Source organism: Tahibacter aquaticus (assembly GCF_004363655.1).
Lineage (GTDB): Bacteria > Pseudomonadota > Gammaproteobacteria > Xanthomonadales > Rhodanobacteraceae > Tahibacter > Tahibacter aquaticus.
Window position 1 is genome coordinate 24,319 of sequence record NZ_SNZH01000013.1, and the last position, 17,679, is coordinate 41,997.

14 protein-coding genes are annotated in these 17,679 nt (G+C 66.4%); 9 read left to right on the forward strand and 5 right to left on the reverse strand.

Annotation, left to right across the window (positions count from 1 at the left end; genetic code table 11):
- The first annotated feature begins 2 nt into the window (after positions 1-2).
- The 4 genes from DFR29_RS19335 (at position 3) to DFR29_RS19350 (ending at position 5,776) form a co-directional block, all read left to right on the forward strand.
- Positions 3-3,188: an efflux RND transporter permease subunit gene (locus DFR29_RS19335; RefSeq protein WP_133820283.1), complete on the forward strand. Its 3,186-nt coding sequence runs from the start codon at positions 3-5 to the stop codon at positions 3,186-3,188.
- A 10-nt stretch (positions 3,189-3,198) separates the two neighbouring features.
- Positions 3,199-3,516 (forward strand): hypothetical protein, encoded by a 318-nt coding sequence (locus tag DFR29_RS19340; RefSeq protein ID WP_133820284.1) that lies wholly within the window; start codon positions 3,199-3,201, stop codon positions 3,514-3,516.
- A 133-nt stretch (positions 3,517-3,649) separates the two neighbouring features.
- The gene (locus tag DFR29_RS19345) at positions 3,650-4,306 is read left to right on the forward strand and encodes a protein-L-isoaspartate O-methyltransferase family protein (protein ID WP_133820285.1); all 657 of its coding nucleotides are present in this window, start codon (positions 3,650-3,652) and stop codon (positions 4,304-4,306) included.
- A gap of 75 nt (positions 4,307-4,381) precedes the next feature.
- A complete protein-coding gene (locus DFR29_RS19350; protein WP_243746119.1) occupies positions 4,382-5,776 on the forward strand; it encodes a TolC family outer membrane protein in 1,395 nt (464 codons plus the stop codon).
- 249 nt (positions 5,777-6,025) lie between these two features.
- Here the strand turns inward: DFR29_RS19350 and waaA are convergent, their stop codons facing one another.
- Positions 6,026-7,300 carry a lipid IV(A) 3-deoxy-D-manno-octulosonic acid transferase gene (waaA, locus tag DFR29_RS19355; protein ID WP_279571528.1) on the reverse strand — a complete coding sequence of 425 codons (1,275 nt, stop codon included), beginning with the start codon at positions 7,298-7,300 and terminating at the stop codon, positions 6,026-6,028.
- Positions 7,301-7,413: 113 nt separating this feature from the next.
- Complete coding sequence (locus DFR29_RS29315; RefSeq protein ID WP_166654212.1) at positions 7,414-7,692, reverse strand: hypothetical protein; 279 nt, start codon at positions 7,690-7,692, stop codon at positions 7,414-7,416.
- A 208-nt stretch (positions 7,693-7,900) separates the two neighbouring features.
- Between DFR29_RS29315 and DFR29_RS29320 the strand changes: the two genes are divergently transcribed.
- Both DFR29_RS29320 and DFR29_RS19365 read left to right on the forward strand, forming a co-directional pair.
- Positions 7,901-8,377, forward strand: a complete 477-nt coding sequence (locus DFR29_RS29320) for an RNA polymerase sigma factor (RefSeq protein WP_166654213.1) — start codon at positions 7,901-7,903, stop codon at positions 8,375-8,377.
- The gene (locus tag DFR29_RS19365; RefSeq protein ID WP_133820288.1) at positions 8,364-8,924 is read left to right on the forward strand and encodes a hypothetical protein; all 561 of its coding nucleotides are present in this window, start codon (positions 8,364-8,366) and stop codon (positions 8,922-8,924) included. The genes DFR29_RS29320 and DFR29_RS19365 overlap by 14 nt, the downstream gene beginning before the upstream one ends.
- A 540-nt stretch (positions 8,925-9,464) precedes the next feature.
- On the opposite strand, the gene DFR29_RS19370 is transcribed toward DFR29_RS19365, so the two are convergent.
- Positions 9,465-9,908, reverse strand: coding sequence for a VOC family protein (locus DFR29_RS19370; RefSeq protein ID WP_133820289.1), 444 nt, complete (start codon positions 9,906-9,908; stop codon positions 9,465-9,467).
- 111 nt (positions 9,909-10,019) lie between these two features.
- Between DFR29_RS19370 and lpxL the strand changes: the two genes are divergently transcribed.
- The 3 genes from lpxL to DFR29_RS19385 all read left to right on the forward strand — a co-directional run bounded on the left by lpxL (position 10,020) and on the right by DFR29_RS19385 (position 15,451).
- A complete protein-coding gene (gene lpxL, locus DFR29_RS19375; RefSeq protein WP_133820290.1) occupies positions 10,020-10,940 on the forward strand; it encodes an LpxL/LpxP family Kdo(2)-lipid IV(A) lauroyl/palmitoleoyl acyltransferase in 921 nt (306 codons plus the stop codon).
- Between the two features lie 99 nt (positions 10,941-11,039).
- The gene (locus DFR29_RS19380) at positions 11,040-13,985 is read left to right on the forward strand and encodes a DUF2339 domain-containing protein (protein ID WP_133820291.1); all 2,946 of its coding nucleotides are present in this window, start codon (positions 11,040-11,042) and stop codon (positions 13,983-13,985) included.
- Positions 13,982-15,451, forward strand: coding sequence for a DUF3999 domain-containing protein (locus DFR29_RS19385; RefSeq protein ID WP_133820292.1), 1,470 nt, complete (start codon positions 13,982-13,984; stop codon positions 15,449-15,451). Before DFR29_RS19380 ends, DFR29_RS19385 begins: the two co-directional genes overlap by 4 nt.
- A 159-nt stretch (positions 15,452-15,610) precedes the next feature.
- On the opposite strand, the gene DFR29_RS19390 is transcribed toward DFR29_RS19385, so the two are convergent.
- Both DFR29_RS19390 and DFR29_RS19395 read right to left on the reverse strand, forming a co-directional pair.
- The gene (locus DFR29_RS19390; protein WP_133820293.1) at positions 15,611-16,369 is read right to left on the reverse strand and encodes a glycosyltransferase family 2 protein; all 759 of its coding nucleotides are present in this window, start codon (positions 16,367-16,369) and stop codon (positions 15,611-15,613) included.
- Positions 16,362-17,627 carry an O-antigen ligase family protein gene (locus DFR29_RS19395; protein ID WP_133820294.1) on the reverse strand — a complete coding sequence of 422 codons (1,266 nt, stop codon included), beginning with the start codon at positions 17,625-17,627 and terminating at the stop codon, positions 16,362-16,364. The genes DFR29_RS19390 and DFR29_RS19395 overlap by 8 nt, the downstream gene beginning before the upstream one ends.
- Between the last annotated feature and the right edge of the window lie 52 nt (positions 17,628-17,679).

A 17,679-nucleotide genomic window follows, 5' to 3' on the forward strand; every position in this document is an offset into this window, starting at 1 on the left:
CAATGAGCCGATTCAACCTGTCCGAGTGGGCCCTGCGCAATCAGTCCATCGTGCGCTACTTCATCGTGGTACTGGCCCTGGTCGGCATACTTGCCTACCGTTCGCTGGGCCAGTCCGAGGATCCGCCGTTCACCTTCAAGGCCATGGTCATCCATACCACCTGGCCAGGTGCGACCGCCGCGGAAATCAACGAACAAATCACTGAACGCATCGAAAAGAAGCTGCAGGAGTTGCCGGACCTGGAATTCCTGCGCAGCTACGCGCGTCCGGGCGAATCGCAGATCATCGTCGTAGCCAAGGATTCGCTCGACTCGCGCTACGTACCCGACCTCTGGTACCAGGTGCGCAAGAAGGTCAGCGATATCCGCCACACCCTGCCGCCCGGGGCGCAGGGGCCGTTCTTCAACGACGAGTTCGGCGACACCTTCGGCAATATCTACGCGCTGACCGGCGAAGGCTTTTCGTATGCCCAGCTGAAAGACTACGCCGAGCGCCTGAAGCTGGAACTGCTGCGCGTGCCCAATGTGGCCAAGGTCGACCTGATCGGCCTGCAGGACGAAAAAATCTATATCGAAGTATCCAACGCCAAGCTGGCCACCCTCGGTGTGAGCTTCGCCCAGGTCCAGGCCACGCTCGAAGCGCAGAACGCCATCACGCCGGCGGGCAGCTTCGAAACCGTGTCCGACCGCATCTATCTGCGCACCAGCGGTGCCTTCGATTCGGCCGACGCGATCCGCGACATCGCCATCCGTGCCAACGGCCGCCTGTTCCGCCTCGGCGACGTAGCCGAGGTGCACCGTGGCTACAGCGACCCGCCGCAGCCGCGCCTGCGCTTCATGGGCAAGGACGGCCTCGGCATCGCCGTATCGATGAAAAAAGGCGGCGACATCATCCAGCTCGGCCGCGACCTGGACGCTGCGACCCAGCGCCTGGAAACCAGCCTGCCCATAGGCCTGGAGCTATCGCGCGTGGCCGATCAGCCGCATGCGGTGCAGCGTTCGGTCAACGAATTCGTGCGCACCCTGGCCGAAGCCGTAATCATCGTGCTGCTGGTCAGCTTTTTCTCGCTGGGCTTCCGCACCGGACTGGTAGTGGCATTGTCGATTCCGCTGGTATTGGCGATGACCTTCGCCGCCATGCGCTATTTCGGCATCGACCTGCACAAGATCTCGCTGGGCGCACTGGTGCTGGCGCTGGGACTGCTGGTCGACGATGCCATCATCGCCGTGGAAATGATGGCGGTGAAGATGGAACAGGGTTATGACCGCGTCAGCGCAGCGGCCTTCGCCTACACCTCGACCGCGTTCCCCATGCTGACCGGCACGCTGGTCACTGCTGCAGGCTTTCTGCCTATCGCCACCGCGCAATCAGGCACAGGCGAATACACACGTTCCATTTTCCAGGTTGTGACGATTGCACTGATCATTTCCTGGGTGGCTGCGGTGATCTTCATCCCCTACCTCGGCTACAAGCTGCTGCCCGACCTGGGCAAGCCGGCAGAACCACCGCCGCCGGGCTCGTTCGGTGCACGCGCAGACTCGCTGCGCCGGCGCGCGATCGGTCTGCTGCCGCGGCGCCTGCGCGGCGTACTCGCCGGCGGGCCGCCTCAAGGCCATGCACACGATCCATATGCAACACCGTTCTACCGCCGCTTCCGCGATCTGGTCGAATGGTGCGTATCGCATCGCCGCATCGTGATCGTCGCGACGCTGCTGCTGTTCGTCGGTTCCATCGTCGGCTTCCGCTTCGTGCAACAGCAGTTCTTTCCGGATTCGACCCGGCCTGAGCTGATGGTCGACATGAAGCTGACCGAAGGCTCCTCGCTCGAAGCGACCGCGACCCAGGTGAAGAAACTGGAAGCCTGGCTGGCCCAGCGGCCGGAGCTGGAGAACTATGTCTCCTATGTCGGCACGGGTTCGCCGCGTTTCTACCTGCCGCTGGACCAGCAGCTGCCGCAGGCCAGCTTCGCCCAGTTCGTGCTGCTGACCAAGGGCCCGCAGGAACGCGAAAAGCTGCGCGCCGACCTGCTCAGGCTGTTCGAAGTCGATTTCCCGGAGCTGCGCGGCCGCGTGCTGCGCCTGGAAAACGGCCCTCCCGTTGGCTATCCGATCCAGTTCCGCATCTCCGGCGAAGACATTGCACTGGTACGCACCTATGCGCGCCAGGTGGCCGAGCAAGTGCGCAAGAATCCGCATATGCGCAATGTGAACCTGGACTGGGATGAGCCCAGCAAGGTGATCCGCCTGGTCATCGACCAGGACCGCGCCCGCGTACTCGGCGTCAGTTCGCAGGATCTGTCGAATTTCCTGCAAAGCTCGCTGTCCGGCGTACCGATCTCGATCTATCGCGAAAAGGACGAGCTGATCCAGGTGCAACTGCGCGGCCCGGCCGAAGAACGCGCCCAGCTGTCGCTGCTGGAAAACCTCGCCGTACCCACCGCCTCAGGCAAGACCGTGTCGCTGGGGCAGATCGCCAAGCTCGAATACGCGGTGGAAGAAGGCATCATCTGGCGCCGCAACCGCCTGCCCACGATCACCGTGCGCGGCGATACCGACGGCCTGATGCAGCCGCCGACCATCACCGCGGCGATCGACCCCACGCTGGAGAATATCCGCGCCAAGCTGCCCGCCGGCTATCTGCTGGAAGTCGGCGGCACGGTCGAGGACTCGGGCAAAGGCCAGCGTTCGGTCAATGCCGGTGTGCCGCTGTTCCTGTTCGTGGTGCTGACCCTGCTCATGCTGCAATTGAAGAGCTTCAGCCGCACCATCATGGTGTTCCTGACCGCACCACTGGGACTGATCGGCGTAACCCTGTTCCTGCTCGTCTTCAACGTGCCGTTCGGTTTTGTCGCCATGCTCGGCACGATTGCGCTGTCAGGCATGATCATGCGCAACTCGGTCATCCTGATCGACCAGATCGAACAGGACATCGGCAAGGGCCACGCGCCCTGGGAAGCGATCATCGACGCGACCGTCCGGCGCTTCCGCCCCATCGTACTCACCGCGCTGGCCGCGATCCTGGCCATGATTCCGCTCTCGCGCAGCGCATTTTTCGGACCGATGGCCGTTGCCATCATGGGTGGCCTGTTCGTTGCAACGGCGCTGACCCTGCTCTTTCTGCCAGCCCTCTACGCCGCCTGGTTCCGGGTGAAACGCCCGGACGTGGCAGCAGCACCGGCCGGCGCATAGGACCCTGTCAATGTCATCCATCGCCGAACTACGCCTTTCCCAATCCTTCAAACTCGCCCAGCGCAGCTTCGCCGCCCTGCTCGACGGCCGTCATTTCGATGCCAGCCTGGCCATGGCAGCGCGTGTACGCATCGCGGCGCTGGACAAGCTTGACCTTGGCCGGCTGACCCGCTGGCTGGCCTGGCAGAGCTGGGTACGCAACCACCAGGCGCTGACGCGCATCGAACGCGTCGACCAGCGTTTGGCGGCCAGTGTCCTGCACGCCCGTTCGCGACTTCCCGCAGACGGACGTCCGGCCCTGTCCGGAAACCCGCGCCGGACAGCGTAAGGTGAGGAATGTCAGACACTTGCGGTGACTTCCGGCACTAACTGCCGGGCCTGCAAGCAGCGATCCTGAATTTGCTGTAACGGGCGACAGCGCCTATGCTTTCGCCCCTTTTCCGTTGCGCTGGAGTGCTGCCGTGTCCCTGAATCTCGAAAGGGCCCGTTTCAACATGATCGAGCAGCAGGTACGTCCCTGGGACGTGCTGGACGCGCGCGTGCTCGCCGTGCTGGGCCAAGTGCAGCGCGAACACTATGTCAGTACCGAACACCGCCAGCTCGCCTTTGCCGACCTGCAACTGCCGCTGGGCCACGGCGAATTCATGATGAAGCCGGTCATCGAAGGCCGCGTGCTGCAGGCCGTCGAGGTACAGCCCGGCGACAGCGTGCTGGAAATCGGCACGGGTTCGGGTTTCCTTACCGCCTGCCTGGCCAGGCTGGGCCGCGAGGTCGTCAGCGTGGAACAGCATGCCGACCTGGCCGCCGGTGCCAGCGAGCGGCTGCAACGCGACGGCATCGCCAATGCACAGGTGCAAGTGGCCGAGGCCATTCAGGGTTTCGAACCCAGGCGCGAGTTCGACGTCATCGTGCTGACCGGCGCCGTTTTTGCACTACCTGAAAAAATCAAGAACTGGCTCAAGCCCGGCGGACGGCTTTTTGCCGTGATCGGCGAATCTCCGGTGCAGCAGGCCATTGTTTTTACGCGCGATGGCTCCACTGTGCGCGAGACCTCTTTGTTCGAAACCGATCTTGCCTATCTGACGAACGCGGCGCCGCCCAAGCGCTTCAGTCTGTAACGTTCTTCGGCCGAGCGAGTTCGCTAAACTTTATTTGAGCCTTAACTCCAGGACGGCTCCTTCCAGGAAGCGACAATGACCAAGCGAATCCCGTTCAAGCTGCTGCCCCTGTCACTGGCTTTGATGCTGGTGCCGGCCCTCGCATCGGCCGAAGACCTGACCCAGGTATACGACCTGGCCCGCCAGAACGACCCCGTCCTGTCCGGCGCAGAAGCCCAGCGCCTGTCCGTCGGCGAAGGCGTCGACCAGGCCACCGCGCAGCTGCTGCCGCAGATTGCCGCCACGTTCGACTTCGGCGACAGCCGCAGCACGCGCTACAGCTCCGGCATCGGGCAGGACCAGGAAGGCAATTTCGGCATCCGCGTCATCACCAGCGAATCCGACGGCCGCAGCACGACCCTGTCGGGCCAGTTGACCCAGTCCATCATCGATTTCTCGAAGTGGACGGCGCGCAAGGCGGCCAAGGAACTCGCCCTGCGCGGCGATGCGCAATACCTGCAGGCAGAACAGGGCCTTGCCATCCGCGTCTCGACGGCTTATTTCGCCGTGCTGACCGCGGAAGACACGCTGACCTTCTCCCAGGCCGAGGAAAAAGCCTTGAGCCGCCAGTTGGACCAGGCGCAGCAGCGTTTCGAAGTGGGCCTGTCGGCGATCACCGATGTGAACGAAGCCAAGGCCCAGTATGACTCGGCCCGCGCCGCAACCATCCTGGCGCAGAACTCGCTGGAAGACGCCCGCGAAGCCCTGCGCGAAATCACCGGCAAGGAGCCCGGCGCCCTGTCCCGCCTGCGCGCCGATCTGCCGCTGAAAGAGCCGGTACCGAACGACATGCAGGCCTGGGTCGATCGCGCCCTGGCGGAAAATCCCTCGCTGAAGGCCCAGGAATACGCCGTCGAAGCGGCCAAGGCGAACATCAATACCGCCCGCTCCGGCCACCTGCCGACCCTGTCCGGCACCATCAGCTATCAGCGCAACCCGAGCTGGGGCGACGGCTCGTCCAGCCAGAACCCGACGCCGGGCGACATCCACAGCAACGGCCGCGACACCAATCGCAGCATCGGCCTGCGCCTGAGCGTGCCGATCTTCACCGGTGGCTATACCCAGTCGCGCGTGCGCCAGGCCGTCTACGACCGCGATGCGGCCACCGATCTGCTGGAACAGAACAAGCGCGCGCTGGTGCGCAATACGCGCCTGAACTTCCGCTCGGTCGTCGCCGGCATCAGCGAAGTGGAAGCACGCAAGCAGGCCGTGGTTTCGGCCAACAGCGCACTGGAAGCGACCCAGGCCGGCTTCGAAGTCGGTACCCGCACCATCGTCGACGTGCTGCTGTCCCAGCGCCAGCTGTACCAGGCCCAGCGCGACCATTCGCAGGCCCGCCACAGCTTCGTGCTGAACCAGCTGCTGCTGCGCCAGTCCGCCGGCAACGTCGGGCCCAAGGATCTGCAGGAAGTCAACGCGCTGCTCGAATGATCGGGCACGCGTAAAAAGCCACAAAGAAAAAAGCGGACTACGGTCCGCTTTTTTCTTTTGCGTCGCAGGTTGGGTTAAGCCGCAGGCGCACCCGGCATCAAAGTGTTGCACCGGCAAAGAACCCATGCCGGAGGAACACTCACTTCGGCGGAACACATGCCAAAGTATTCCTCCGGCATGGGCTTTTGATGTGGAAATACCTCGATGCCGGGGTGCGCCTTGCAGCTTGCCCCAACCAACGCCCCCCTGTCAGCTCTCTTCCAGCACCCGCTCGATCGCTGCCATATTGCGCGCCACGGCGCCGCGTTCGCGTTCGAACACCAGGCGCGCCTGCGCGCCCATGCGTCGCCGCGCAGCTTCGTCGGCGAGGTATTTCACGATCGTCGCCCCTAGCGCGTCCGCGTCGGCAATCTGCGCCGCACCGCCCTGTTCCACCAGGCTTAGCGTGATCGCTTCGAAATTGAAGGTATCCGGCCCGACCACTACGGGTACCGACAGCGCTGCGGGTTCGAGCACGTTGTGCCCGCCGATCGGTACCAGGCTGCCGCCGACAAAGGCCACGTCCGAGGCCGCGTAGTAGCGCAGCAGTTCGCCCAGGGTATCGATCACGAAGCATTGGCAGTTGCTGTCGGCCCAGACGTCTTCGTTGCGTGTACAGGTGGCAAAGCCCAGGTTGCGGCAAGCCAGCGCAACCGGGCGGAAGCGCTCGGGATGCCGCGGCGCAATCAGCAGCAAGGCATCGGGAAAGCGCCGCAGCACGGCCGCATGCGCCTTCAGCACGGCCAGTTCCTCGCCTTCGTGCGTGCTCGCGGCAATCCACACCGGCCGGTGCGGCCCCCACTGCGCGCGCAATTCGCGTCCGGTGGACTGCAGCTCTTCCGGTACAGCCATGTCGAACTTGATATTGCCCAGTACCGACAGGCGCTGCGGGTCAGCCCCCAGTTCCAGCAGACGCTTGGCATCCGCCTCCGACTGCGCCGCCACATGCCGGGCCGAGCGTATCGCCACCCGCGCCAGCGGCCGCACCGGGCCGTAGCCGCGCAGGCTTTTCTGCGACAGGCGCGCATTCGCCACCACCAGGGGAATCTTGCGCCGGGCGCACTCGTGGAACAGATTGGGCCAGATCTCGGTTTCCATGATCACGCCCAGGCGCGGCCGCACCCGGTCGAGGAAGCGCGCCACCGATGCCGGCAGGTCATACGGCAGGTAGACATGGAATACGCGCTCACCGAACAGTTTCTGTACGCGTTCCGAGCCGGTAGGCGTGATCGTGGTGATGACCAGTGGCAGGTCCGCATGCCGGCGCATCAGCGCCTCAATCAGCGGCACCGCCGCATTGACCTCGCCTACCGACACCGCATGGATCCAGATGCTCTGGGTAAACCCCGGCGCCGGAAAAAATCCGAAACGCTCGCGCCAGCGGCCCAGATAGCTGCGGTAATGCAGCCCGCGCCGCGCCAGCCGGATCAGGATCACCGGCGTCAACAGGTACATCACCAAGGTATAGAGGGAGCGTGGAAACACGTCCGCAGCCGGCTGTCGAAGGCGGCGCATTATACGGGAGCGCCCGAACCGCCCCCTCAGGGCGGGTTCGGGCGCTCACCAGCCGCCGTCCCAGGCCATCGGCGCGAGCGGACTCAGCCCAGGCGCAGCCCGCGCACCCGCCGCCACAATTCGCGCCGCGCCTCGAACAGACGCACGCCCAGCACGGCCGCAGTCAGCCAGAACAGGCCTTCCGTCGTCACTGCCGCGGCCAGGACCAGGCCCAGGCGCAGGCCCTTGTCCACGCCGATGAACAGGCCGACACCCAGCGCCACCCAGCAGACCAGGCACACGGCGGCGCCGACGGCGATGAACCACCATTTGCGCGAACGCGGCGCCGGGCTTGCGGAAATTTCTTTTTCTATACTTTGCATTGCCGTTCCTCGATTGTCCACGGAAGGTCGCGCTCGGCGCGACCGGAACCTGCCAACGTGGAGCCATCGCCGGCAGGCTTTGGTTTCAGTCGTGCCCTGGCGGAAAAACCTTACAGTCCCTCACAGCGCCTGCCGCTGTAAGAAAATCCGGCGTCGTAGCGACTACCCTGCTACGGCGCTGCCGCGCCCTGCCGGAAACCGAATCGCGATGCATGCCGCCTGGCCCGAGGTCGAACGCTGTCTGCCGCAACTGTGGCGCACCGTGCGCGGCTACGAAGCCAATCCGGCCTTGCAGGAAGAACTCATGCAGGAGGTACTGCTGGCGATCTGGCGCAGCCTGGACAAACTGCGCGAAAGCGAACGCCTCGCTCCCTTCGTGTTGCGCATTGCGCACAACCTCGGCGCCAGCCATGTCCGCGCTGCGGTGCGCGCACCGCAGCGGCTCGACCTGGACGAAGCCGCCGCCGAACTTCCCGGCAGCGAAGCACAGGACGAAGAAATGCGCTGGCTGCTCAAGGCCGTGCGGCGCCTGCCCCTGCCGCTGCGCCAGGTATTGCTGCTGCAGCTGGAAGGTTTCGACTACCGCGAGATCGGCGAACTGCTCGGCCTGGGCGTCGACAACGTCGGCGTGCGCGCCCACCGCGCGCGCAAGCAACTACAGGAGATGCTCGATGGACGCCGATGACCGCCTGCGCGCGCTGTGGCAGGGCCAGTCCTTGCCGGTGCTGGCACCGGCGCAATTGCTGGCCCAGATGCGCCGCTACCAGTGGCGTCTGCGCCTGCGACGCGCGCTGGAACTGGCGATCACCCTGGCCGCGCTGATCTGGTTCGCGCTGGTGCCGCTGTGGCGAGCGTATACGCCGCTGGAATGGCTGCAGCTGCCGTTCTTCGGCGTATTCCTGCCGGTGGTGTGGAGCATCAATCTGCGCCGCCGCCACAACTGGCCGCTGGCGAACGAAAACAGCCGCGTCTACGCCGGCCTGCGCCTGGCCCAGTTGCGCAACAGCCTGCGCGAATTGCGCCTGGCCGACAGCGGTGCCCTGGCCCTGCTGATCTACGCCGTCGCCGTGCAGACGCTTACCGCACTGCGCGGACGCGATGCCTGGTTCGATGCCGCCACCACCCTGGTCGTCGCCGCGCTGCTGTGGGCGCTGGCCAGCCGCCTCTACGTCAAGGCGGTGCGCGCACGGTGCCATCGCGAATACCGCAACCTGCGCCGCTTGCGACGCTGACAGGCACTAACGCGGCCATCCACCAATGACTGGAGTACATCGCGCAAATTCATGCATGCGCCGCACATTGTGATCGGGTCGTACAGCAGGCTGCACCAAGCTCGACAGCGCAACTATTTCATCAGTCCCGCACTGTAGTCCGATGCGTATGTCGCCCTGCCGCCACTGCGGCGGGAGACGCTACATCAATCGTACGCAGCGCTGGTGAACGGTACTGCGGTGGAGAGCTTCTCGCCGGCTACGCGCCTGATACGCGAACCGGCTACGGATGCGGGCGGCAACGCCCCGTATATCCGCCAACGCCAAAGAAGTGCGGCCGCCGCCTGCGCCGGCCGCCCGTTTTTTTATTACAAATATACGTATTCACTCTTTTTCATCGAGTGGAGGTCAGCATGAAAGGGGTTGAACAGCGGCGACGTGCGTCGCTGGTTGCGGCTATTGCCGCCATCGTCTGCAGCGCCGGTGCGGCGGCGTGTAGTCTCGGCGAAGCCGAGTCCGTCGGCGCCGACACGGCAGACATCGCGTACCGCGTCGTCACCGCTACGCCCGGCGGCCAGCCGCAGGTACGCTCCAGGGGTCGTAACTGCCGAACCACCACAGCTGGCCTTCCGGATCGCGGCAGCTGTAGGCGCGGCCGCCGAATTCGGGACTGTGCAATTCGTCGACGATCTGCGCTCCCGCTGCCTTGGCCTGGGCGTAGTGCGCATCGGGATCGGCCACCAGGCAACAGCAGCTCTGGGTGACGCGATTGCCGATGTCGGCCGGCGCGGCAAAACGGCGGCCCCAGTCGTCGTCCCGGGCCGAGCCCAGCATCAGCAGGCCGTCGCCGAAACTCAGCTGCGCGTGGGCAATGCCGCCCTCGCCGTCTTCGTAGACCGCATGCCGCTGGAAGCCCAGCGCGCGACACAGCCAGTCGATCATGGCCGGCGCATCGCGATAGCGCAGGCTGGGAATCAGGGTGCTGCGCACGGTTCTGCTGGTCATCGGGTCTTCTCCGTCGGGTGCGAGTCGCCAGCGTAACGGCGCAACCATGACCCTGGCGATACGGCGTCGGCGTTTTCCGCCATCGCACCGTTGCCGCTAAACTTCGCGCGCATGTCCGAGCCTTCCGCCGTACCCAAGCCGTCCTTGTCCTCGCCGCGCTACTGGCCTTCGCGCCTGGGCCTGGCCCTGGTGCGCAGTGTCGCGCGCCTGCCGCTGCCCTGGCTGCGCCGCCTTGCCCGCCTGCTGGGCTGGCTCGCCAGCGTACTGCTGATCGGACGCAGGCACGTCGCCGCGCGCAATCTTTCCCTGTGCTTTCCCGAACTGGACGAGGCACAGCGCGCGCAGCTGCTGCGCGACAACCTGCACGACAGCGGCCATATGCTGGTGGAGTTCGCCCTGGCCTGGTTCGGCAGCGATGCCAGGATCGGCGCCATCCCCTGCCGCGTCGACGGGCTGGAACACCTCGAAGCCGCCCGCGCCCAGGGCCGCGGCACCCTCCTGGTCGGCGGACATTTTTCCCATCTGGAATTGTGCGCACGCCTGGTCTCGCGGCGCATCCGCATCAGCGGCATGTACCGCGTGATGGACAACGCGGTGTTCGAACAGGCCGTGCTGGCCGCGCGCCTGCACTACGCCGAAAGCATGTTCACCAAGGACGAACTGCGCGCGACGGTGAAGCACCTCAAGCGCGGCGGCACGGTCTGGTACGCGCCCGACCAGGACATGCGCGGCAAGGAATCGGTATTCGTGCCGTTCTTCGACGTGCCTGCCTCGACCATCACCGCCACGCATCACCTGGCGCGCCTGTCCGGTGCCCAGGTGCTGCCGTTCTTCCACCGGCGCGAAGCCGACGGCAGCTATGTGCTGCGCCTGGAAGCACCGCTGGCGAATTTTCCCAGCGACGATGCCGAAGCCGACACGGCCTGTGTCAATCGCGCCATCGAAGCCATGGTGCGCGAGGCGCCGGCGCAGTACCTGTGGTTGCATAAACGCTTCAAGACGCGCCCACCCGGCAGCGCGCCGGTGTACTGATCCGCGCGGTATCACGCGGCGATACCCGTGCAACCGGTCGCGACGGCCCGCCTGGCAAGGGCTAGAGTGTGAACAACGCGTTCATACGGAGCTGTCGCCATGGCTTGGCTGTTGGGTTTGATCGGAACCTTCATCGGTGCCTTCCTCGGAGGCACGGTGTTGCGCGACGAAATGGGCTGGATCAGCGCAGTCTTCGGCGCCGCCATCGGCGTGCTGTTCGCCCGCGTGCTAGCGCTGCGCGACCAGGTCAAGTCGCTGCGCGAAGGCCTCCACGGACTCGGCATCGAGCAGGCCGCCCATGCCGCGCAGACCGCACAAGGCCTGCAGGCGGCCATGGCCGCCATAGCCCGGCGCCCGGCCGCGCCGCCGGCAGCCGCCAGCGACGCCGCGCCTGTGTCGGCCGCGCCTGCACGGGCCAGCGTGCTCGAACTGGAACCGCTTGAACCCGCGCCGGCCGCAGAACCACAGCGCCCGGTAGCCGCCACCGCAGCAGCGCCGCTGTTGCGCAGCGCGCCGGCCGACCTTCCCACGCTCGACCTGCCAGAGCTCGACCCCATCCTCATGACCGAACCACCACCGCCGCCGCCGAAACCCGGCCGCGCCGTATTCGACATTGGCGCTGCGCCGCCGCAAAAACCGGCGCCGAAGACACCACCACCGGTGCCGCGCGCAACGCGTCCCGCACCGCCGCGCCCCGCCGTCTCGCGCGTACCCGACGAACCCGATTTCATCGAACGCGCCATTGGCGCCATCAAACGCTGGTTCACCGAGGGCAATATCCCGGTGAAGATCGGCGTGCTGGTGCTGTTCCTCGGCGTCGGCGCGCTGATGAAATATGCCGCCGACCAGGGCTGGTTCACCGTGCCCATCGAAATGCGCCTGGGCGGCATTGCGCTGGCGGCCATCGCCGGACTGATCTTCGGCTGGCGCAAACGCGACAGCCATCGCTCCTTCGCCCTGTCGCTGCAAGGCGGCGCCATCGGCATGCTGCTGCTGGTCGTATTCGGCAGCTACAAGCTGTACGGGCTGATTCCGCCCAGCCTGGCCTTCGTACTGCTGATCGTCATCGTTGCCGCGGCCGGCATTCTCGCCGTGCTGCAGGACGCCCTGGCCCTGGCCTTGCTCGCCATCGTCGGCGGCTTCCTCGCCCCCATACTCACGGCCAGCGACAGCGGCAATCATGTCGCCTTGTTCACTTATTACGCTGTACTCAATGCAGCGATCTTCGCCATCGCCTGGGTCAAGCCCTGGCGTGCGCTGAACCTGCTCGGCTTTGTCTTCACCTTCGGCATCGGCACGGCCTGGGGCCTGCTCAAGTACAAGCCGGAACTGTTCGCCTCGACCGAACCCTTCCTGATCCTGTTCTACGCCTTCTACCTGATCATTCCGCTGCTGTACGCCCTGCGCCAGCCCGAAGGCAGCCGCGGCCTGGTCGACGGCAGCCTGGTATTCGGCACGCCGCTGCTGGCCTTCCCGCTGCAGGCCGCCCTGCTCCAGGGCGATGCGATGAGCCTGGCCCTGTCCGCGCTGGTACTGGCCATTGCGCATATGGCCATCGCCTGGTTCGCCTTCCGCCGCCTGGCCATGACGGTGCTGGGCCAGTCGCATGCCCTGCTCGCGCTGGGCTTTGCCACCCTGGCCGTGCCGCTGGCCTTGTCCGCCCGCGCTACGGCCTGCGCCTGGGCGGTGGAAGGTGCAGCCCTGGTCTGGCTGGGCCTGCGCCAGCAGCGCCAACTGCCGCGCGTGGCCGGCTACCTGCTGCAACTGGCCGCCGGCGGCTCGATGCTGATCGCCCTGGGCGGCCGCGACCCGCTCGATACGCTGCTGCCGCTGCTCAACGGCAATTTCCTCGCCTTGCTGCTGATCAGCCTGGCCGGTTTCGCCAGTGCACGCCTGGAACAGCGGGCCGATGCCTCGTCGGTCGTCAGCAAGCTGCTGTTTGCCTGGGGCCTGATCTGGTGGCTGCTGACGGGCCTGCACGAAATCGACCGCTTCGCCGCACCGGGCCAGACGGCCAACCTCGTACTGGGCTTCGCCGCACTGACCACCCTGCTCGCCGCAGAAACCGCGCGCCGCCTGAACTGGAGCGAGTTCCGCTACCCGGCCTATGCCGGCATCGTCATCGCGCCGCTGTTCATCGCGGCGACGGCGGCGGCCAACCCGAACGGTCCGCTCAGCGACTACGGCATGCTGGCCTGGGCAGGCTGGTTCGCCGCCAGTCTGCGCAGCCAGCGCAATCTGCAACAACTGGAAATGCCGGCACTGTCCAGTCTGCACTTTATCCACTGCTGGACCTGGATAGCCCTGTTCAGCGCACAGCTGATCCACCTGAGCCGTGTGCAATGGCAGCTCTCCACCATCTGGCAGGTTCTGCTGGCCCTGCTGCCTGCGGCGCTCGCCTTCGGCGGCACCCTGGCGCGCTGGGCGGTCGTACGCTTCCCGCTGAGCGATGCGGCCGAACGCGCCCGCCCCGTGCTGCTGGCGACCCTGGCCAGCCTGCTCGGCCTGTTCTGGGTGCTGGGCCTGGTCGCCGAAGGCAACCCGCTGCCGCTGCCCTACCTGCCCATCGTCAACCCGCTGGAGCTGGCGCAGATCGCCTTCGTGCTGGCCTTGCTGGGCTGGTTCCGCCAGGCTGGCAATGCCGGCGAGGCCATCCTCGACGCCCAGTTCCGCGCCCAGGCCCTGGCCGTGGTGGGCTTCGCCCTGCTCACCAGCGTCACCTTGCGCAGCGTGCATTTCCTCGGCGACGTGCCGTGGGATGAAGCCCTGCTGCACTCGGCGCTGGCCCAGGCAGCGCTATCGGTGGTCTGGTGCGCAACCGGCCTTGCCGCGATGCTGATCGGCGCCCGACGCGTGTCGCGCCCGATCTGGATCGGTGGCGCAGTGCTGGTCGGCCTGGTCATCGTCAAGCTGATCCTGATCGACCGCACGCACCTGAAAGACATCTACGCCATCCTCGGCGTGCTCGCGGTAGGCAGCCTGCTGATGGTGGTCGGCTACTTCGCACCGAACCCGCCCAAGCAAGCCGGCGAGGTGGAACCATGAGCAGATGGAGCCTGCTGATGCTGCTGGCCGCAGCCCCTGTCGCCTCCGGCGGCGAGCATCGCGACTATGCGCGCGAATGGCCGCTGACCCTGTCGCGGGACGACGGCGGCGCCTACCGCGTCGTGCTGACCGAAGAGATCTACCGCGCCGCGCAGGACGCCAACCTCGCCGACATTGAAGTGTTCAATGCCAACGGCGAGGCGCTGCCGGTCACCCTGCAGGGACCGGAAAGCGCCGGTGCGCAGGAATGGCCGCGGGAAATGCGCGGCCTGCCCTGGTTTCCGCTGGCCGCCGACGCCGGCAGCCCGGCGTCGCCGGACCTGCATCTGAAGGCCCAGCTTGACGGCGATGGCCGCATCGTCGGCCTCGATGCGTCGGTGCGCGGCGGCCAGAACGCCGGCGGCGTGGCCGCCCATGGCGGTCTGCGTGGCAGCAGCGGCGTGGCCGTGGAAGCCCGCCCCGCGCAGACCTATCTGATCGACCTGAGTCAGCACAAGACGCCGTTCTCCTCGCTGCAGCTGCAATGGAACGCAGATACGCGACCATTCCAGAGCCAGGTGCACGTGTCCGGCAGCGACGACCTGCAGAACTGGAACCCGCTCGCCGCCGCGGCCCTGGCCGACCTGTCCAACGGCCCCAACAGCCTGCGCCGCGACCGCATCGAGATCGCGCGGCAGCACACATTTCGTTATCTGCGCCTCAGCGCCAGCGGCGGCGATCCGCTGCCCGCGATCAGCGCGATCAACGCCGAAGCACCGCCGCCGCCGCCGGAGCCGGAATGGCGCTGGCTCAGCGTCGACGGCGAGCCGCAGCAGGAAAAAGACCGCATCTGGTATCGCTATGCCTTGCCCGCGCGCATTCCCGCCCGCCAGCTCGACGTACGCCCCGAAGCAGGCAACACGGCCGTCACCTGGACCGTCAGCAGCCGCGAAGGCGAGCCGCGCCCGTGGACAGGCCGCGCCGGCCCCTGGACCGGCTACCGCGTCGCCTCCGGCGACAGTGTGGAAAGTTCCACCCCACAATTTCTGACCGCCCCCGTGCGCGAACGCGAATGGCGCGTCGATGCGGCGCAAGGCCTGAACGCGCCGCCGACCCTACTGCTGGGCTATCGGCCCGAAGTGCTGGTCTTCCTGGCCCAGGGGCCGGGCCCTTACACCGTGGCGGCCGGCAGCGCCAAAGCCCGACGCGTGGACGCGCCCCTGTCCACGCTGCTCGACGCCCTGCGCCGCCGCCACGGTGCCGACTGGAAGCCATACCCGGCCAAGCCCGGCACGGCGGCAATCGTCAGCGGCGAGGCAGCATTGCAGCCGCCGCCAGTGCCGCCCAGGCCGATGGAATGGAAATCGTGGCTGCTCTGGGGCCTGCTGATTGCCGGCACCGTCGTCGTTTCGGCCATGGCGATGAGTCTGTTGCAGCAGCGCAAGGACGACGAACAAGCGGACGAAAAAACGAACGAAAATCCGTAGGTTGGGGCAAGCCGCAGGCGCACCCCAACATCAAGGCATCGCACCGACCCAAAGCCCCTGCCGAACGAACTGTACTACTGCTGTTCCGGCGAAACGAAGATTCCTTCGGCACGGGTTCTCTGATGGCGAACCACCTTGATGTCGGTGTGCGCCCGCGGCCTACCCAAGCCTACGCTTTTGTTCTTCGTACACTTTTGCGTATTTCAGAAATACGTAATACGCCGCACTCACCGCATTGATGAAGCCGGCCCAGCCGTCGAGAAACCAGCGCTTGCCGATGTACTGGCGCAGGAAGAACACGCCGGGATAGAGCACCAGCCGAGCACCCATCCAGCGCACGCGCTTGCGCTGCTTGTGCGCGACCAGTCCGCTGGAATACGCATTGATCTTGGCTACCTTGGTGTGGATGTCGGGCTCGCCGTAGTGCACGAACACCGCCTCGCCCAGGGTCGCCACCGGCTCGCGCGTCGCCGGCGCCGCATGCACGGGCACGTCGTTCATGCGCACGCGCTCACGGTCGAACAGGCGCAGATGCGTATTCAGGCGCACGCCGCGGTGGTTGAAGGTCCAGAACACCTGCTCGCGCCGCGGCAGGCGGAACCCGGCGACGGCCGGCGCCTGCAAGGCCAGCTCGATCGCTGCGCGGGCGTTGGCGCCGTCCAGCGCCTCGTCCGCATCCAGCAGCAATACCCAGCGCGATGCAGCCTTGTCGATCGCACTCTGCTTCTGTGCCGCATAGCCCTTGAACGGTTCGCTGAATAGTGTCGCGCCGTAGCGCTGTGCGATCTGCAGCGTGGCATCGCTGGAACCCGAGTCCAGCAGCACGATGGCATCGGCCCAGGCCGCGCTGGCCAGGCAACGCTCCAGCGTGGCCGCGTTGTTCAAGGTGGTGACGACCAGGGTCAGGCGCTCACGCATGGCTGTTTGCCCTCGATTCGTGCTCGCCCCGCAGCGCCGCGCAATACAGTGCAATCAGCCACCAGAACAGCAGGCCCCACCAGGCCGAGTAGAAGGCCAGGTGCGTATTCAACGGAAAGGCCATCGCGATCAGGCAAAGGCCCGGCACGAACGCCGCCTCGCGTGCCGCCGCCGTGGCCGCGCGCCAGGCGCGCAGCGCCAGGGCAATGCCGCCGAACCACAGCAACAGGCCCAGCACACCGGTTTCGCTCAACACTTCCAGAATCCATTGATGCGCGTGCGCCGCGCCAAGGCCGTCGGCCTGTACGAAGGCATCGCCCGGCGCGGCGTAGTGGAAATAGGCGTAGCGGAAACCGCGCACGCCGACGCCGTTGAGCGGATGCGCCTGGATCATTGCTGCCGCCGTATGCCAGATGCGGCTGCGCCCGGCCAGGGCGAAATCCACCTCGCCACCGGAACCGTTCAGGGCCAGCAAGGTGCGGTCCATGCGCGCATCGAACGCGGCCGAGCTGTACCAGGCAACGCCGACCGCCGCAGCGGCACCCAGGCCCAGCGCCAGGCACCAGGCCAGAAACTGCGCCGGCCGGCGCGTTTCGCGCCAGAGGAAAACCAGCGCCACCAGGCCGAAGGCGAGCCAGCTTGCCCGCGAGCCCGCCAGCAGCACCGGCCCCAGCACCAGCAGAAAAGCCAGCAGCAGACCGCGCCGGCCCCAGCGTTCCCGCGCGCTGTGCAGCAGGAACGGCGACAGCGTGGCCAGCACCGGTCCCAGTTTCAGATTGTCATTGCCGAAGATACCGCTGACGCGCTCGGCCTCGGGCAGGCCGCCCAGGCTCCAGCCGGTCAGGGCCTGCACCCAGGCGTCGACCAGCCACAGCAGCAGAAACAACGCTACGCCGTCGGCCAGCCAGCGGCCATGCCCCGGCCGCGGCAAGACCAACGCGGCGTAGATGCCCAGCGGCAGCAGACGCAGCGCCGCCAGCACCGTGCTCCAGCTTTTGTCCGGGTTGACCGAGTCGAAACAGGAAAACAGCGCCGCCGCGGTATAGCAGGCCCACAGCAGCAAAAACAGCGAACCCGTCCGCCACTCGTGCCGGAGTTCAGGCTGGCGCCGCAACAGCAGCGCACACCCCGCCAGCGCCAGCACCACGCCTGCCTCGGCCGAGCGCCCGAACGGCAGCAAGGCAACCACAGCCAGCAGGGGCAGCAGCGCGGGGCGGAACAGGGTCGCGAATAGCTCGCGCGGCAAGGACGTCGTCATGCGGGGCGGGATGATAGCCCGCAGCATTGCCGATTCAGCAACGCCCGGGCGA

Bases quoted from the DNA above. Each gene is read 5' to 3' on its own strand.
- DFR29_RS19335 (WP_133820283.1), top strand. From the start codon at position 3: ATGAGCCGATTCAACCTGTCCGAGTGGGCCCTGCGCAATCAGTCCATC.
- DFR29_RS19340 (WP_133820284.1), top strand. From the start codon at position 3,199: ATGTCATCCATCGCCGAACTACGCCTTTCCCAATCCTTCAAACTCGCC.
- DFR29_RS19350 (WP_243746119.1), top strand. From the start codon at position 4,382: ATGACCAAGCGAATCCCGTTCAAGCTGCTGCCCCTGTCACTGGCTTTG.
- DFR29_RS29315 (WP_166654212.1), bottom strand. From the start codon at position 7,692: ATGCAAAGTATAGAAAAAGAAATTTCCGCAAGCCCGGCGCCGCGTTCG.
- DFR29_RS29320 (WP_166654213.1), top strand. From the start codon at position 7,901: ATGCATGCCGCCTGGCCCGAGGTCGAACGCTGTCTGCCGCAACTGTGG.
- DFR29_RS19365 (WP_133820288.1), top strand. From the start codon at position 8,364: ATGGACGCCGATGACCGCCTGCGCGCGCTGTGGCAGGGCCAGTCCTTG.
- DFR29_RS19370 (WP_133820289.1), bottom strand. From the start codon at position 9,908: ATGACCAGCAGAACCGTGCGCAGCACCCTGATTCCCAGCCTGCGCTAT.
- lpxL (WP_133820290.1), top strand. From the start codon at position 10,020: ATGTCCGAGCCTTCCGCCGTACCCAAGCCGTCCTTGTCCTCGCCGCGC.
- DFR29_RS19380 (WP_133820291.1), top strand. From the start codon at position 11,040: ATGGCTTGGCTGTTGGGTTTGATCGGAACCTTCATCGGTGCCTTCCTC.
- DFR29_RS19385 (WP_133820292.1), top strand. From the start codon at position 13,982: ATGAGCAGATGGAGCCTGCTGATGCTGCTGGCCGCAGCCCCTGTCGCC.
- DFR29_RS19390 (WP_133820293.1), bottom strand. From the start codon at position 16,369: ATGCGTGAGCGCCTGACCCTGGTCGTCACCACCTTGAACAACGCGGCC.
- DFR29_RS19395 (WP_133820294.1), bottom strand. From the start codon at position 17,627: ATGACGACGTCCTTGCCGCGCGAGCTATTCGCGACCCTGTTCCGCCCC.